Source organism: Oceanobacillus kimchii X50 (assembly GCF_000340475.1).
GTDB classification, from domain to species: domain Bacteria; phylum Bacillota; class Bacilli; order Bacillales; family Amphibacillaceae; genus Oceanobacillus; species Oceanobacillus kimchii.
In genome coordinates, this window is record NZ_CM001792.1 from 2,800,156 (window position 1) to 2,815,856 (window position 15,701).

Annotated in this window: 15 protein-coding genes; 5 read left to right on the forward strand and 10 right to left on the reverse strand. The window is 35.7% G+C overall.

Features of this window, described 5'->3' with window-relative positions; all coding sequences use genetic code 11:
- Positions 1-28: 28 nt before the first annotated feature.
- Positions 29-922 carry a 3-hydroxyacyl-CoA dehydrogenase gene (locus C794_RS14620; protein ID WP_017797898.1) on the reverse strand — a complete coding sequence of 298 codons (894 nt, stop codon included), beginning with the start codon at positions 920-922 and terminating at the stop codon, positions 29-31.
- A gap of 335 nt (positions 923-1,257) precedes the next feature.
- On the opposite strand from C794_RS14620, the gene C794_RS14625 reads away from it, so the two are divergent.
- Complete coding sequence (locus C794_RS14625; RefSeq protein WP_017797899.1) at positions 1,258-1,530, forward strand: hypothetical protein; 273 nt, start codon at positions 1,258-1,260, stop codon at positions 1,528-1,530.
- A gap of 58 nt (positions 1,531-1,588) precedes the next feature.
- Here C794_RS14625 and C794_RS14630 read toward each other — a convergent pair whose 3' ends face one another.
- A complete protein-coding gene (locus C794_RS14630; protein WP_017797900.1) occupies positions 1,589-2,713 on the reverse strand; it encodes a zinc-dependent alcohol dehydrogenase family protein in 1,125 nt (374 codons plus the stop codon).
- 395 nt (positions 2,714-3,108) lie between these two features.
- Here C794_RS14630 and C794_RS14635 point away from each other — a divergent pair, with 395 nt between their 5' ends.
- Entirely contained in the window at positions 3,109-3,675 is a 567-nt protein-coding gene (locus tag C794_RS14635) for a glycerol-3-phosphate responsive antiterminator (RefSeq protein ID WP_017797901.1), read from the forward strand.
- On the opposite strand, the gene C794_RS14640 is transcribed toward C794_RS14635, so the two are convergent.
- The 6 genes from C794_RS14640 to hag all read right to left on the reverse strand — a co-directional run bounded on the left by C794_RS14640 (position 3,632) and on the right by hag (position 9,980).
- Complete coding sequence (locus C794_RS14640; RefSeq protein ID WP_017797902.1) at positions 3,632-4,450, reverse strand: HAD-IIA family hydrolase; 819 nt, start codon at positions 4,448-4,450, stop codon at positions 3,632-3,634. The two genes, C794_RS14635 and C794_RS14640, sit on opposite strands and share 44 nt — an antisense overlap.
- A gap of 27 nt (positions 4,451-4,477) precedes the next feature.
- Positions 4,478-6,175 carry an ABC transporter permease gene (locus tag C794_RS14645; RefSeq protein ID WP_017797903.1) on the reverse strand — a complete coding sequence of 566 codons (1,698 nt, stop codon included), beginning with the start codon at positions 6,173-6,175 and terminating at the stop codon, positions 4,478-4,480.
- Positions 6,172-7,296, reverse strand: coding sequence for an ABC transporter ATP-binding protein (locus tag C794_RS14650; protein ID WP_017797904.1), 1,125 nt, complete (start codon positions 7,294-7,296; stop codon positions 6,172-6,174). Before C794_RS14650 ends, C794_RS14645 begins: the two co-directional genes overlap by 4 nt.
- Positions 7,297-7,309: 13 nt before the next feature.
- Positions 7,310-8,344, reverse strand: a complete 1,035-nt coding sequence (locus C794_RS14655) for an ABC transporter substrate-binding protein (RefSeq protein ID WP_017797905.1) — start codon at positions 8,342-8,344, stop codon at positions 7,310-7,312.
- A 479-nt stretch (positions 8,345-8,823) separates the two neighbouring features.
- Positions 8,824-9,000 (reverse strand): YjfB family protein, encoded by a 177-nt coding sequence (locus C794_RS20510; RefSeq protein ID WP_017797906.1) that lies wholly within the window; start codon positions 8,998-9,000, stop codon positions 8,824-8,826.
- A gap of 83 nt (positions 9,001-9,083) precedes the next feature.
- The gene (gene hag, locus C794_RS14665; RefSeq protein ID WP_017797907.1) at positions 9,084-9,980 is read right to left on the reverse strand and encodes a flagellin Hag; all 897 of its coding nucleotides are present in this window, start codon (positions 9,978-9,980) and stop codon (positions 9,084-9,086) included.
- A gap of 688 nt (positions 9,981-10,668) precedes the next feature.
- Between hag and C794_RS14670 the strand changes: the two genes are divergently transcribed.
- Positions 10,669-10,857 carry an aspartyl-phosphate phosphatase Spo0E family protein gene (locus C794_RS14670; protein WP_017797908.1) on the forward strand — a complete coding sequence of 63 codons (189 nt, stop codon included), beginning with the start codon at positions 10,669-10,671 and terminating at the stop codon, positions 10,855-10,857.
- A gap of 401 nt (positions 10,858-11,258) precedes the next feature.
- On the opposite strand, the gene C794_RS14675 is transcribed toward C794_RS14670, so the two are convergent.
- Positions 11,259-13,229, reverse strand: coding sequence for a methyl-accepting chemotaxis protein (locus C794_RS14675; protein ID WP_017797909.1), 1,971 nt, complete (start codon positions 13,227-13,229; stop codon positions 11,259-11,261).
- Between the two features lie 343 nt (positions 13,230-13,572).
- On the opposite strand from C794_RS14675, the gene C794_RS14680 reads away from it, so the two are divergent.
- Positions 13,573-13,824, forward strand: a complete 252-nt coding sequence (locus C794_RS14680) for a GlsB/YeaQ/YmgE family stress response membrane protein (RefSeq protein ID WP_017797910.1) — start codon at positions 13,573-13,575, stop codon at positions 13,822-13,824.
- A 176-nt stretch (positions 13,825-14,000) separates the two neighbouring features.
- On the opposite strand, the gene C794_RS14685 is transcribed toward C794_RS14680, so the two are convergent.
- Positions 14,001-14,873 (reverse strand): transporter substrate-binding domain-containing protein, encoded by an 873-nt coding sequence (locus C794_RS14685; RefSeq protein ID WP_017797911.1) that lies wholly within the window; start codon positions 14,871-14,873, stop codon positions 14,001-14,003.
- A gap of 249 nt (positions 14,874-15,122) precedes the next feature.
- Here C794_RS14685 and C794_RS19905 point away from each other — a divergent pair, with 249 nt between their 5' ends.
- Positions 15,123-15,476 (forward strand): hypothetical protein, encoded by a 354-nt coding sequence (locus tag C794_RS19905; RefSeq protein ID WP_017797912.1) that lies wholly within the window; start codon positions 15,123-15,125, stop codon positions 15,474-15,476.
- Positions 15,477-15,701 lie beyond the last annotated feature (225 nt).

Here is a 15,701-nt window from a genome sequence, read left to right on the forward strand (position 1 = left end):
TCCAAAAATGAATAACCTCCTTTTTCATTTACTTCAAGAAATCTTTTTCTAAATACGCTGGATTCGGATAATTATAAAATCCCTCTCCAGATTCAACACCAAGTTTCCCTTTATCTAAGTATTCTTCTTTTAAGAAATTTGCAATTGCTTTTGCATCTTCATCGCCATTTTCTCCTTTTGCTTTCGACAAGTTATATGGGGTACGAATGCCAACTACGTCTAATACAGCAAAGGGCCCACGCGGTGCTCCCATTGCAGCCATCCATGTTTTATCAATCGTCTCTGCATCTGCAATTCCATTTACAAGTAACCCTTGTGCAGCATCTAATAAAGGAACAAGTAGTGAATTTAATATATATCCAGGTTGTTCTTTATAAATTGGTAAAGCAATCATGCCAATTTGTTTTGCAAATTCTACTAAATCATCAAACACATCCATATCTGTTCGTTCATGCTTCATAATTTCAGCTGTATTGTTTTTCCAAATTTCATTTGCAAAGTGGAGCATTAAAAATTTCTCTGGTCTTCCTGTTGCATCTGCAAATTGGCTAGGAAGCATTGTCGAAGAATTGGAAGCGAATATAGTATGCTCAGGAGCAATTCTTGCTAATTTACCATAAAAATCCGTTTTTATATCCATCACTTCAGGAACTGCTTCAATGACAAGATCGGCATTGCCAGCAGCATGTTCAAGATTTGAATAAAAAGACATACTTTCATAAGCTCTATTAACCTGCTCATCCGTCGCTCCTACATCTTTTTTATAGCGTTCTTTTAACTTCTGAATTCGTTCTTTTGCTGTTTCTATAGCCTCATCGCTTATATCAAACACACTGACATTAAAACCTTTGTAAGCAACTTGAAATGCAATTTGGCTCCCAAGTACTCCACTACCAGCAATAGTTACATTTTTATAATCCATATTAATACCTTCTCTCTTTGAAATTGTTTTTTTAGAGCATAGATTATTCATGTCCCGATATTTATTGAAAACATCCTGTTTTTATTGAGTATACATCTATTGAAACTCACCTATAATTACATATTGAAAGTAAACTAAGTATACGTTAAAACTAACTTTTATCTTACCTCTTTTAGTATCTCTTTTTCTTTTTGGGCACATAAACCGCTTTTTATGTGTATCTATTCTCTATTATAACCAATAAATTTTATTCGATAATACTAGTATACAAAATAAATAACGGTTATCGCCTAATGTGAATATGATAAAATAAAAAGATTAAACGAGGAATGGCTATGACAAATAACAACTTTAATTCATCCGGAGTTACGGAAGAGGATATCGAAATTGCAAGAAGTTTAAAGTTAGGGTTAATTGCAGGGCTACTCACCACAGTGGGAGACGCTATTGCGACGTACGCTGCAGGAGTTGCAATTGAAGAGTCTATACAAGCAAATATCGTTCAAAACACAAAAACAAAACAACAAGACGAACGGTTAAACAGAATTGAAAGAAATCTAGAATTGATTCAACAGCAATTGGCAGAGAGACGAGATGAATCCAAATAGTTATCTATTCAAATAAGAAAGCCGTAGCCTATTATTTAAGGTACGGCTTTCTTATTATCTAAAATTGAATAATAATACGAGAAGCGTCCCCTTTGGCTAGTTTATCAAAGCCTTCATTAATATCATCCAACTTTATAAATTCGGTCATTAATTGGTCTACTGGCAGTTTTTCTTGTTTAAATAATTCCATGAATCTTGGAATATCACGATCTGGCACACAGCTTCCAACATAGGAACCTTTTAATGTTTTTTCTTCTGCCGTTAATGTCACATAGGGAAACGAAAACTGATGTTGTGGATGCGGTAGTCCTGTGGTTACAGTTGTACCCCCACGTTTGGTTATACCATATGCAACTTCCATTGCAGGTACTGCTCCAGCTGTTTCAAATGCATAATTCACTCCACCATTTGTTGCTTCCTTAATTTGTTCGATTACTGTCTCATCTTTCGAGTTAAAAACATCGGTAGCTCCTAATTTTTTCGCTTGTTTTAATTTATTTTCATTAATGTCGACAGCTATAATACGGGAAGCACCCGCAGTTACTGCCCCAAGCAATGCATTTAGTCCGATACCACCTAAACCAACAATTGCAACAGTACTGCCAAGCTTAACATTGGCTGTATTGACGACAGCACCTACTCCTGTAATTACTGCACAACCAAATAGCGCTAGCTTTTCAAAAGGAATATCCTTATCTACTTTTACTATGGAATTCCTAGATACAACCGCATATTCAGAAAAAGCAGAGACACCAATATGATGGTGGATGGTATCGTCCCCTTGACGTAATCTTCGTTCACCATTGAATAATGTTCCTTCATTATTCGCTTTCGCCCCAGGCTCACATAATGCCGGCCTACCTTCTTTACATGGGAGACAATGACCACAGCTCGGTACAAATACACATACAACGTGATCTCCTTCTTCTAAATCTTCGATACCTTCCCCTACTTCTTTTACCACTCCAGAAGCTTCATGACCTAACACCATCGGTAATGGTCTTGGTCTACTTCCATTAATAACGGATAGATCCGAATGACATAAGCTAGCTGCCTTTATTTCTAATAATACCTCTCCACGCTTTGGAGCATCTAACTCAACTATTTCAATTCGAACTGGCTGACTTTCAGTGTATGGATGTTTTACTCCTGATTTACGTAGTACCGCTGCTTTTGTTTGCATAATATTATCCCTCCAGCAATTTTATCAATCTATTATTCATAAAACTCTTTTGTGGATGAAAGAAAATTAGGAAATTCCTCAGAATCACGCACGAATACCTTGTCGCATGTATTATTCACATTTAAGGAAGCGCTTTAATTTAATCATAGTAATTGATTGCATCTGTTGCAATGATTATATTCTACTTAACATAAAATTACAAAAATATCAGTAAAGTGTACTTCTTCTCTTCTCTTATTCCTATCACCATTATACGTGACTTGCTTTATACATCCATCTACCGAATAAATCCTGTCCATATAGAATAATATGATATAGATAACGATATTAACATTACAAAACTGTATTTTTTACAGATAATTACTCAACAAATTTAGTAGAAAGGACGGGATAGATTGGCTCATATTGTGGATATTGTTCAGTCACAAGTTATTGCCTCTGTGAAAAAGGAACAAGATATTCAATATGCGATTACTTCAAATGCGAATGTTATATTTTTATTGACAGGGAATCTTCTCTCTACAAAGCAATATATTGATAGATTAAAAGAAGCAAATAAATCGGCCTTTATTCATCTTGATTTTATTGATGGGTTAACCAATTCGAGAAATGCCATCCAATATATTGCTAGAGAATGGAAACCTCTTGGCATAGTCACTACAAAAAGTAATCTAATTAAATATGCAAAAGAAGAAAATTTAGCGACCATACAACGCATTTTTGTAATTGATAAAAATGCTTTATTAAAGGGAGTCGAAATCGCAAATTCTGTTCGTCCAGATGCCATTGAAATACTCCCCGGATTAATGCCAAAAATTATCGATCAAATTACAAAACAAACCCACCTACCAGTAATCGCAGGTGGATTGATTAGTGAAAAACAAGAAATTATGAATGGACTTGAAGCCGGTGCACTTGCTATTTCTTCCGGAGATCCTTCCCTTTGGAATTTAGATTTGTAGTTGCATCTATTAAATCTCGAATACTATCAACTATAAATTCAGGCTGGTATTGTGACTGGTTCACCATTTCTTTAGTTGTGATGCCCGTAAGTACTAATACCGTATGCATCCCACTTTCGATGCCCATCTTTATATCTGTTTCTATTCGGTCTCCTATCATAAAGCATTGCTCAGGTGGGAGACGCATCAACTCTTGTGTAATAAATTTCGCCGCTTGAACAGAAGGTTTTCCTAATATCATCTCAACTTTTTCGCCTGTTGCTCCTTCTAAAGCTCCAATCATTGCTCCGCAATCTGGAATTTCACCACTTGCGACTGGACATGTTCGGTCAGGATTTGTCGCGATGATTGTTGCTCCTTTTTTCCAAGCTTGAAACGCAAGGTTGAGCTTTTCATATGTGAACTCTCGATCCCAACCAATAATAACATACGATGTTTCTACTGGATTCCACGTACATCCTATTCCTATTTTTTCTATTTCTTCAATCAAAGGATTTTCACCTATGACCATAACATTTGCTTGTTGTGCAATATTCTTCTCTAAATATCGAGCGACTAGGTAATTAGAGTTTACGATTTGATTATCTTGTACTTCGATACCTAACGCCCTTAGTTTTTGTACATAAGTGGCAATACTTTCGATTGATTTGTTCGTAAAGTAAATAATCTTGTCGCCACGTTGAATGAGTTTTTGTACGGTATCCAAAGCCCCAGGAATTAATTGATTATCAATATAAATCGTACCATCTAAGTCAAATATGAATCCCCTTTGCAATAATATTCCTCCCCATGATGAAATACACTATTTACTTGAAGATGAAATTTTATTGGCAATCATTTGCAGTGTTACTACCATTAATACTAAAATAATCGACATTGCCGCGGCAGAATAATACTCCGCGCGCAGTACATTTTGAAAAATAGCCAAACTCATCGGTGCCCACTCAGCAGGCGCCATTAATATCGATATACTTGTTTCTTTAATCACCGTTACAAACACTAAGATAGACCCAGCTGCAATTCCCGGTAACATTAACGGTCCAAGAATCGTTATGGCAGAAGTAAATGTAGAAGCACCTAAATTCACTGCAGCTTCTTCAATGTCTTTTTTTATTGATTTCATTGTTCCAACAGTTGATCGCACCATATATGGCAGCCTTCTTATCGCATAAGCTACAATCAGAATGAATGCTGTTCCTGTTAATTGTAATGGTGCAACATTAAATGTTTGGATTAATGCCACCCCAAATGCAATCCCGGGAACAATAAGCGGAATCGTCGTCATAAAATCCAATGAAGTAGACTTCTGCCTAACGACGAAATACGATACAAATACAGCAACTACCACACTAATGATTAAAGCGCCAAATGCTAAAATTAAACTGTTTTGTATATTCCCTAATGATGAGGAAAAAATTGTTTTGTAATGATCGAGTGTATACCCTGTTGGTAATGGGTCTTTCCCCCATGTTGTCGCAATTGACTGGAGAAATACCGTAAGCATTGCAAGCAAAGGAACAAATACAACAAATCCAGAAAAAATGGATAACGGAATCGTAACTTTTCTATTTTTGTTTAATTTAATTTGCTTTGGTTTTCCAGAAACCGTATCGTAATTTCTTCCTTTTAAAAAGAAATTTTGTAACCAGTATACAATGGCAGCAATTGCAATCATAATTACCGTTAAGATAGCAGCTCCACCCCAATTAAAGAATCCAGCAATTTCTCGATATGCATCCACAACAATTAAATTTAAATCCGTTGGAGCTAAAATGATTGGTGTTCCAAAATCGGAAAAACTGACCGCAAAAATAACCATTAACGTCGATAGCATTCCTGGAATCACTAAAGGAAATGTCACCGTCTGAAAAGTCAACCAGCCCTTTGCCCCCATATTCCTGGAAGCTTCTTCTAAGGAAGCATCACTAATTTTAAACGCGGCAACCATTGGCCACAGTGCATATGGAAAGAAGAAAAAGATCTGTACAATAGCAATGCCTGTCATCGAATACGGATCAATAAATAATCCTTCACCGCCAAGTGCTTGATAAATATATGTGACCCACCCAGAACGTCCAAACATAATAATAAATGCATACGCCGAGATAAATGTTGGTACAACGAGTGGTATCGTACATAATGCACTTATCGTTTTCTTCCATGGCATATTTGTCCGTGCAATCCCATATGCGATTGGAACACAAAGTAAAATGACCGCAACCGAAACGATAAAAGACAAGAGAATGCTATTTTTCAGGCCAGAAAAATAATGCCCATTTGAAAAAATCGCCTTAAAGTTTTCCAACGTTCCGTTTTGAAATTGTTCCAACGTAGTGCGCAATGTTTCTGTATTTATAAACGAACCAAATAAGTTGATTGGGTCATTTGTAAAACTAACCAAAAATACTGCAAGTAATGGTAGTATTAAAAACAAAAGAAAAAATGCGTAGATGAACCATTTGATAGCTGTCATGCTTGAGAATTTCCGGAGTTTTTTCATATTAATAACACCCTCTCAGGTAAAACTCCAAGTTGCACTGCTGTACCATTTTTCAAAATACTATCTCCAGATTCATATGTGGTATCAATAATAAGTAACTGCCCTCCCACCTTGACCTCATAACGGACAACGGATCCTAAATAGGTCGCAATTTGGATGGTTCCTTCGAATTGATTATCATATACATGCTGATCATTATTTTTAATGATAATTATATTTTCTGGCCGAATAATCACTTGCACTTCCTTTTCGTCAGTCTCTTGAGCTGATTGAACTGTTTGGTCACCAATTTGAATCGTTGTCCTACCAGATTCTGAAGAGATAACTTGACCAATAATAATATTTGAAGTACCTACAAAGTCAGCGATAAACGATGTTTTCGGATGACTATATAAATCCGTTGGTGTTCCAACTTGTAAAATTTCTCCATCTTTCATCACCGCTATACGATCAGCCATGCTCATTGCTTCCTCTTGATCGTGGGTTACAAAGATAGTCGTAATTTTTAAATCTTGTTGGATCCGTCGAATCGTATTCCGCATTGTATGCCGAAGTTTTAAATCTAGATTTGATAATGGTTCATCCATTAACAACACTTCTGGTTCCATGATTAATGCTCTTGCCAGGGCTACCCGTTGTTGCTGTCCACCAGATAGTTCCCCAGTTAATTTATGGGCGTGATCTTGCAACTCCACATATTCTAAAATTCCCATCACTTTTTCTTCAATTGGTTTTGAATACTTCACAATCCTACTATTAAGCATTCGCGTATAAACCGCTATTTTTTTAAATGGATTACCTTTCCGTAACTCTTTAATATTTAAACTATAGGCAACATTATCGAATACATTCATATGTGGAAATAATGCATAACTCTGGAATACCATGCCGCAATTTCGTTGATTTGGAGCAAAGCGATTTACTTCTTGATTGCCAATTTTAATTGATCCGCTTGTTGGATTTTCAAAACCAGCAATACAGCGCATTGTCGTCGTTTTTCCACAACCGGATGGACCTAAGAGAGCGAAAAACTCACCCTCTTTAATATCCAAATTTATATTTTTAAGTACCGTTACTTTACCAAAATCCTTTCGCACATTCTCTAGAAAAACTGCCCCCATGATTGATCATCCTTTACTTAATTTTGCTATTCCATTCATTTCGTATTCGATCATAATTTTCATTCACCCAGTCGATATCAAGCTCTACCGCATGATTACTAATATTATCAACGGACAAAGGTGTCTTCGATTCTATGTCTGGATTAATCGGAATATGATACCAGTCCGCAAGAATTTGCTGTGCATCCTCACTCAGCATAAACTCCATAAATTTCTGCCCGCCTTCAGGATTTGGTCCATCTTTTACTAGTGTCATTGGATTAGACAATATTGGCGTTTTATCTGGAACAACAAAGTCAACAGTCTCTCCATTCGCTTGGTGTTCATATGCCATAAAATCAAACCCAACCGCAACATGCGCTTCTCCCATCGCTACAGCTTTTGTAGGCGCAGAACCAGAATCCGGAATTGAATTTGCTTGATCCTTTAGTTTTTGAAAATATTCCCATCCCTCTTCTTCACCGTATTGCATCATATAACTAAGTACCATAAGAGTTGATGTACCAGATGCTGCTGGATTCGGAAATTGAATCTTTCCTTCCCACTTCGGATCCAACAAATCTTCCCAAGTCTTTGGTGCTTCTTCTTCAGAAACCAGATCTGTATTATAAGAGAATCCAAGTACGAATAACTCTACCCCAGTATAATACCCATCCTGATGTTTCATTTTGATACCGTTTTCAATTACTTCCCAGTCTTCAGCACTTTCTGGAATATAGGAAGTAATAATTTCCTTATCAACTGCGGATTCAAACGGAAGAATCCCTCCTCCGCCATACCAGACGTCTGCTTGCGGATTACCTTTTTCAGCCATCATTTGATTAACCAATACATTGGTCCCTGCATAATGAACATTCACCTTATCACCGTGAACTTCTTCATATTTCTGTGCAAGCTGCTTCGTCAAATCAGGTGTCTCCGGTGAATACAACGTGATACTATCGCCTCCATCATTATCACCATCGCCACTATCTCCCCCATCTGCACAAGCTGTAAGCAGAAACAATGGTAACCCTAACACCAAACAAACAACTAAAATCTTTTTCATATAAGACAACCCCCTCTTGCTATATTTATATCTCATAAAAAAAGAGAAAAGACCAAATAATCCCTAAAACATAGGGGAAAATTTAATCTTCTCTCGTCATCTCTTGAGATATATGAAGTTATACACATCATAGCAAGCGTCTAGGCATTTGTGAATAGCGAAAGATAGGAAGTTTTGCAGAAAATTGAAGTGTTAATTTACTTTTTCAAGAAAACAATACCCATATATCAAACATAGATCGTACTATTTGATTTCCATTGCAGAGGGACACTTTCCACGGGCCCAGCATCAGCTAACTTAGAAAAATAAGTACACTTTTCCAAGTGGATCTTCTGCTCGTGCTTTCCCGTTGGATTCGCCGTCTTTCTCACTCAAAGCCTTGTTATGCTTCTCAAACAATATAATATTAACTCAAAGCGTCTACGATATTGAATAAATTCGTAGACGCTTTTTTATGTTTTTCTGTATACAATAATTTTTCATCCTTTTAAGTCGATGGATTGACCTAAATGAGGATGCATTGGTTGATCAAGCATTTTTAATAGATTGGAACCTTGGCGTTCCGATTGGTCCATTACCTTATTCATCAGTCCAAAAGATACTTGCTGTTGTACATTCGCTTGACTCATTGCGATAGATAGCCCTGCTATATCCATCAATTGTCACCTCGTCTGTTCAATATTTCTACTTAAAAGAAAAGACCCTACTAGAAAAGTAGAGTCTTTATAACAAGATTATATTATTGAAGTAATTGTAATACACCTTGTGGTTGTTGGTTAGCTTGAGCAAGCATTGATTGAGCAGCTTGAGAAAGAATGTTACCTTTCGTGAACTCCATCATTTCTTTTGCCATATCAACGTCACGGATACGAGATTCTGCAGCAGTTAAGTTCTCTGAAGAAGCTCCTAGGTTGTTGATAGTGTGCTCTAAACGATTTTGTACTGCACCTAAGCTACTACGTTGAGTTGACACCTGTGTAATTGCAGCATCAATAGCGTTTAACTGTGTTTCGAAATCATTAGTTTCAAAATCTGTTATATCAATTTCGCTTATTTTTAAACCTGTTACTGCATTTCCATCACCATCTGTTCCATCTTCAGATCCTAAAGCAGTTGCTCTCATATCTGCAATGTTAACTGTAAGTTGTTGTCCACCATTAGCTCCGATTTGAAATACTAAATCAGTATCTGCAAAGCTACCATCTAATAAATCTTTACCATTAAATTGCGTTCTATCAGCAATACCTTTACTTCCGTCTTCAATTCCACCAATTTCTTCTTTTAAGGCAGTGATCTCATCTTGAATAGCTTGTAAATCTTCTGGTTCTTGAGTTCCAGTGTTTCCAGCTTGAACTGTTAGTTCACGCATACGTTGAAGGATAGAATGAGTTTCATTCAATGCACCTTCAGCAGTTTGAATTAAAGAAATACCATCTTGTGCGTTTTTAGTAGCCATTTCTAGACCACGAATTTGTCCACGCATTTTTTCAGAGATTGCTAGACCTGCAGCGTCATCTCCAGCTTTGTTGATTTGAAGACCTGAAGAAAGTTTTTCTAAAGATCCTTGAACTCCGTTTTGATTTGCTCCTAATTGGCGATGCGCATTAAGAGCAGAAATGTTGTGATTGATAATCATAATTTTCTACCTCCATGTAGTTGTTTTTTTCAGGTCACATCCTTGTGTCCTGATAATCTATATTAACCATTTAGGTCAATATCAAAGTAAACCGAAACTAATTGCGACTTGCTTGAGCTTCCCCCTCAAACACATGTCTTTCTTTAACGTTAAGGCCCTAACCAATCATCTCTTTGATGATCTATTTACTATATCGGATAAACTGATAAAAGGTTTAATAGTTTTTATAAAAAATTTTTTTCTTATGTGTTTGAATTCTTTAACTAACATGTTGCCATTAAATAGTAAAACGATTTAGTACTTCGTTCCCTTCACAACTGAATCACTATTCATGTATAATGATTTAAATTCAAGATTCCTTAATTCCTTTTTTCATTTAAAACCAAATATATAATTACATATCTATTTGTAATGAAAAATGGTGACTTCTTCAGTTGTAGCATAAGCAATCACTTGAAGAAGTGTTTTCCGAGTTAGTTGACCCATAATTGCAGATAACGGTTACCTACAATCAAAATAAAACCGTATATTCTTTCATTTTTTACTTATATTGACAAAATATTTAAACAATATTACAATAGGTAATAAGAACTATTGATTGTAAATTGTTTTGTCTATGGTGTATTTGACATTCTTTAGTTCTTGCCGTATCCAGCAGCAAGAAGTTGATAATTGGAGAGGGCGTGCAATGATGACCAAAGTAGACAAGTTAAATCAGCAAGTAGAAGCTACACGAAGAGAAATGTATGCAGCATATGAACGTAATCCCAAAGATCCTTATGTACTTCATCTATCACAAACGCTAGACAGTCTATTAAATGAACTCACGCACGCTTTGCAAGAACATACCCAAAGAGATGTTAGTCGAAATTTGTAAAAATTATAATGCAATCATCTTTCCTGATTAAAATACATTAATCAATTTCATAATAAGATATTTTATGTGAAATCCCAATGTTCACTGTTTTGATATTCTTTGCAGACGGACGCTTTCCACAGGCACGGCTTCAGCTAACTTGAAAAGAAGAACACTTTTCAAATGGATCTTCAGATCGTTATTCTGAGCAGGAGTCGCCGTCTTCCATTACAATCAAAGCCAAATTATTGCTATAATCCGAACATTAAATATAATCACACTAAAAAATATTTCAGATTCAACTTAGCAATTATGAAATTGACTCACTTATTACAAAAAGACAGGAGCTTAACATGGTAATACGGATAGTCTTTCATCGTCCGTGTTTCCATCATAATCTCCTGTCTTTTTTGTGCTATACGTTAATAGTTATATTTTGCGATTTTTTCGGTTAACTCTTCTGCCATATCTGTTAAAGATTTAGCTGATGCAGAGATTTCCTCCATGGATGCAAGTTGTTCTTCTGTTGAAGCTGCAACTTCTTCCGATGATGCTGCGTTACTTCTTGCAATATTAGCTAAATCATTCGCCGTTGCAGTGACTTGTTGCACTGCTGCAGCCATTTCTTCAGAGATGGCTGTTACTTCTTCTACTTGTGGCCGAATTTTAATACTTGTCTGCATAATTTGTCCAAATTTATCAATTGCATCATAAGAAACTTCTACTCCAGAAGAAACCTTATCCGTTACGAGTGACATTCCCTCCACTGTAGTTTGGATATCATGTTGAATTCCTTCAAGAATTACATTAATGTCATTCGCAGAACTCTGCGATTGTTCCGCTAGTTTACGTACTTCATCTGCGACAACAGCAAACCCTCTTCCATGCTCTCCAGCTCTTGCTGCTTCAATTGCCGCATTAAGTGCTAAAAGATTGGTTTGCTCCGAGATATCCGTAATCGCGCTTAGGATTGTAGTTACTTCTTTGGAACGTTCTAATAAAGACTCAATCATTTGATTAGAGTTATTAACAGACTCCTGAATTGCATTCATTTGTTCTAAAGTATTGTGTACCGCTTGTCCACCAACCTCTGCTTGACTGTTCATTTCTTCCACATATCCGGATACCGATGTTGCACTATCAACAATTTTTTCTACTCCTGTTGATACTTCTTCCAATGAATTGGCACTTTCTTCCGTACCATGTAATTGATGTTCAGCACTAGAAGATATTTCTTGAATTGCTGATGAAACTTGTTCGGTTGTGCTGGTCATCTGATCTGCATTGGCATTTAATTCTTCTGCAGAAGCAGCTACTTGTTGTGCATTAAATTCCACATCATGAATTAATTCTCTTAAACCATCTTGCATTTGATTGAATGCACTACCTAATTGCCCTATTTCATCTGTTGTTTTTACATCAATTGCCTGAGTCAAATCCCCAGTACTGATGATAAGTGCTTTTTCTTTCAACTCACGAATTGGTTTCAATATGGAACGTATAACTAAGAAAATTAAGACTCCGCCTATTATCAGTGAAGCAACAATTACAATTACTGTCGTGAAAAATACAGATAATGCTGCATCTTGTACTTCATCTTGATCCATTGTCCCCCCGAGTTTCCAACCTGTTAGATCGTTTGTCGCAAAATAAACAAACTTATTTATACCTTGAGAAGAGTAGGAAAATTCATCATTTGTGCTTTCATAAAGTTTGCTATATATTTCTTCTTCTGCCTTTGTTCCTTTATCTAGTTCTGGATGATAAATCACATTTTGTTGTTGATCGAGAAGAAACGCATAACCATTATTGCCAATGTCTATACCAGAAGCAATTTCTTCGATAAAATCAAAACTTAAATCTACTGCTACAACTCCTGAACCATCTTCAATAGCTTTCGATACAGTTACTACCAACTTTCCTTCTCCTACACCGATATAAGGATCAGAAATGATAACATCATTCGTATTTTCCATGGATGCTATGTACCAAGGACGTTCTCTTGGATCATAATTGCTATCTTGAACCAATTGAGGTTCTTGTATAAATTCTCCTTCTTCTGTACCAACATATATACTCGCTGCTTCTGGATGTAACTCCACATATTGTGAAAACTGTTGAAATACTTCTTCACTTTCATTTTCATACATGGAATCATTCATATTGTCTGCAAAGATTTGTACATCATGTACTTTCGATTCCATTGTATTATCTATTGTTCTATTTATTATATCTATATTCTCATTAATCCTTGTTTTCAATTGACCTTCAATCTGATCCACAGAGCTAAAATATGTTAGCACACCAATAATATAACCCGGTATTAATAAAAACCCTGCAAATGCCAATATTAGCTTAAAACGTATGCCTTTCTTCTTAAATAATTTTTTCACTATAGCATCTCCTTTATTTATACAAAATAGAAATTATTTTGTATCCCTCTACTTATTTTCGGTGTGACGATCATAAAATAAATAGAATATACGGAAGATGGAATATTGAAATATTTCTGTTATTTAATGTTTTATGGATTTAATTTGTTTTAAACAACTAAAATGACACTTTGGATGTAGTTATAAAAAATAAGTTTTTGCTAATTTTTACTGTTTTTTTACATATATTTCTATTATTTAGTCATACTATTGTACAAACCAAAATTCTTCATGTTGGTTTAAACATTCAATAAATAGGATATATAGTTATTAGTAATAACATCTCAAGAAAGGAATGATACACATGTTAAGTTTTATTTGGAGTTTAATCATAGGTGGTATACTTGGTTGGATTGCTAGCTTGATTGTTGGAAAAGATTTACCAGGTGGTATAATTGGAAATATATTAGCAGGATTTGTTGGTGCATGGTTAGGTTCATTTATTTTAGGAAGTTGGGGACCAGAAATCGGCGGGTTCTTTATTGTTCCGGCATTAATCGGTGCAATCATTCTAATCTTTATTGTTAGCTTAATTATGCGCGCTGTAAGAAGATAATTATCGAATTCCGTAGCATTTCAAGTAAGACTAATAAAAAGATTCCAGTATCTGATTCAAAAGATAACTGGAATCTTTTTGCTTGTTTTGGAACTTTGTGCTTATTCAGATCCTTCAATCTTAAATTTTAAATAGGGAAAAGACTACCATGGTGACCTTTTTCACAAAACCATTTGTTATAGATCTAGACCCTCTATTTCCTCCATTTCTAGATTAGGCTTTTTAGATGCGTCTTCCTCAAAATACTGAATTGCCAAATCAGAGAGTGTTCCATCATTACGCATTTCTTTAAGAACTTGATTTATTTCAGTTGTTAGCTGAGTTTCACCTTTTGGGATTACTATAGATTGCTCCGTTGTTCTAAATCGTAATTCAGGATGTAAATGGATATCAAATTCAGGGAACTCGGCGATACCAAATTTCTGCAGATAATAATCATTGATTACTACATCTGTTCTACCGTTATGTACATCACGTAAATATGCTTCATTTGGTGCGTTTCCGTAAGTAACAACTTCCGCTCCAAAATGTTCTGCAATTTGGCTATAGACTGTTGTTGCTCCACCACCAGCTTTCTTCCCTTGCAAATCTTCTAATGAATTAATTTCAGAATTATCATCTTTACGAACTACCATGGTAGTATAAGAATATTTATATGGTTCACTGAAATTAAATTCTTTCTTTCGTTTCTCTGTTGACTCAATTTGATTGGCAGCAACATCAATTCTTCCACTTTGAATTGCTGAAAGCATACTATCAACGCCCATTGTTTCAAAAGTAATATCCAAGTCCAATCTTTTGGCTAACTCCCGCATGACTTCAACATCAAATCCAGTTAAAGTATCACCTTCATAATACGATGCAGGAAATAATGTACCCGACGTCCCAACAACAATCTCCCCATCAGTATTAATTTCTTCCCACCTTTCATCATCGCTGGTACTCTTTCCATTTTCATTTTTGTCTGTCCCATCTTCACTGGAACTACCACATGCACTTAATAACAAGATAGAAAATAAAATAATTAGTATGATATTTATTCCTTTCAAGATTGCACCTTCTTTCGCTTTTGTAATTATAACAAAACTCTACTTAAAATAAATTGTGTTGTCAAAATGTTTATGAATGTAGTTTATCGAATTTTATGGTAGATATTTAATGAATAATTACCAGTGTGAACAAGAAATTTTACAACACTACAAATGTTTACTTTTACAACATAATAAAACAACCAATTTAACATTAGGCCACTGTACTGCATATGTTGCTATATAGGATTGTAGAAAAGAGGGATGCATATGAATAATGATTTTCATGAAGATCAAGTAGTACACCAAGAGCAGCAACTTGTGCCTTATCACACGAATGCTTATAATTGGAACGCACCTTATGGCTATTATCAGAGTTATCGTATAGAAAATGGTGCTCCTATTCATGACGGTGAACGCTTCATCTGGTTAGCGCCATTTGTTGGTGGATTAGCTGGAGGATTATTAGGTAGTGCCCTATTCCCTGGACCTGGATATTATGGGCCACCAGGACCTCCTGGGCCGCCGGGGCCTCCAGGACCACCAGGACCTCCATGGGGATACGGACCATATCCACCAGGTTATGGGCCAGGACCTTATTATTATGACGGACCATATTACTAATCTTTATCAACAACTTTTTAAAGTATAGTATCAGAAATGTTCTATACAATAATACAGTGATGATAAGCCCTTGTTAAATAAAAAGGGCTTTTTTTTGTTATATATCGAACTATCGTTCACAAGTTAAAATGAAAAGGCTATCAAAAAATATTTCCGAGTACTTACTAGTTTTCGTATAATAAAGTTTGTTATAGTGATAATCGTATGAACAAATTAACTTGATAG

Excerpts from the sequence above, each read along its gene's own strand:
- C794_RS14620 (WP_017797898.1), bottom strand. The coding sequence starts at position 922 with ATGGATTATAAAAATGTAACTATTGCTGGTAGTGGAGTACTTGGGAGC.
- C794_RS14645 (WP_017797903.1), bottom strand. The coding sequence starts at position 6,175 with ATGAAAAAACTCCGGAAATTCTCAAGCATGACAGCTATCAAATGGTTC.
- C794_RS14680 (WP_017797910.1), top strand. The coding sequence starts at position 13,573 with ATGTTAAGTTTTATTTGGAGTTTAATCATAGGTGGTATACTTGGTTGG.
- C794_RS14625 (WP_017797899.1), top strand. The coding sequence starts at position 1,258 with ATGACAAATAACAACTTTAATTCATCCGGAGTTACGGAAGAGGATATC.
- C794_RS19905 (WP_017797912.1), top strand. The coding sequence starts at position 15,123 with ATGAATAATGATTTTCATGAAGATCAAGTAGTACACCAAGAGCAGCAA.
- C794_RS14655 (WP_017797905.1), bottom strand. The coding sequence starts at position 8,344 with ATGAAAAAGATTTTAGTTGTTTGTTTGGTGTTAGGGTTACCATTGTTT.
- C794_RS20510 (WP_017797906.1), bottom strand. The coding sequence starts at position 9,000 with ATGGATATAGCAGGGCTATCTATCGCAATGAGTCAAGCGAATGTACAA.
- C794_RS14670 (WP_017797908.1), top strand. The coding sequence starts at position 10,669 with ATGATGACCAAAGTAGACAAGTTAAATCAGCAAGTAGAAGCTACACGA.
- C794_RS14630 (WP_017797900.1), bottom strand. The coding sequence starts at position 2,713 with ATGCAAACAAAAGCAGCGGTACTACGTAAATCAGGAGTAAAACATCCA.
- hag (WP_017797907.1), bottom strand. The coding sequence starts at position 9,980 with ATGATTATCAATCACAACATTTCTGCTCTTAATGCGCATCGCCAATTA.
- C794_RS14650 (WP_017797904.1), bottom strand. The coding sequence starts at position 7,296 with ATGGGGGCAGTTTTTCTAGAGAATGTGCGAAAGGATTTTGGTAAAGTA.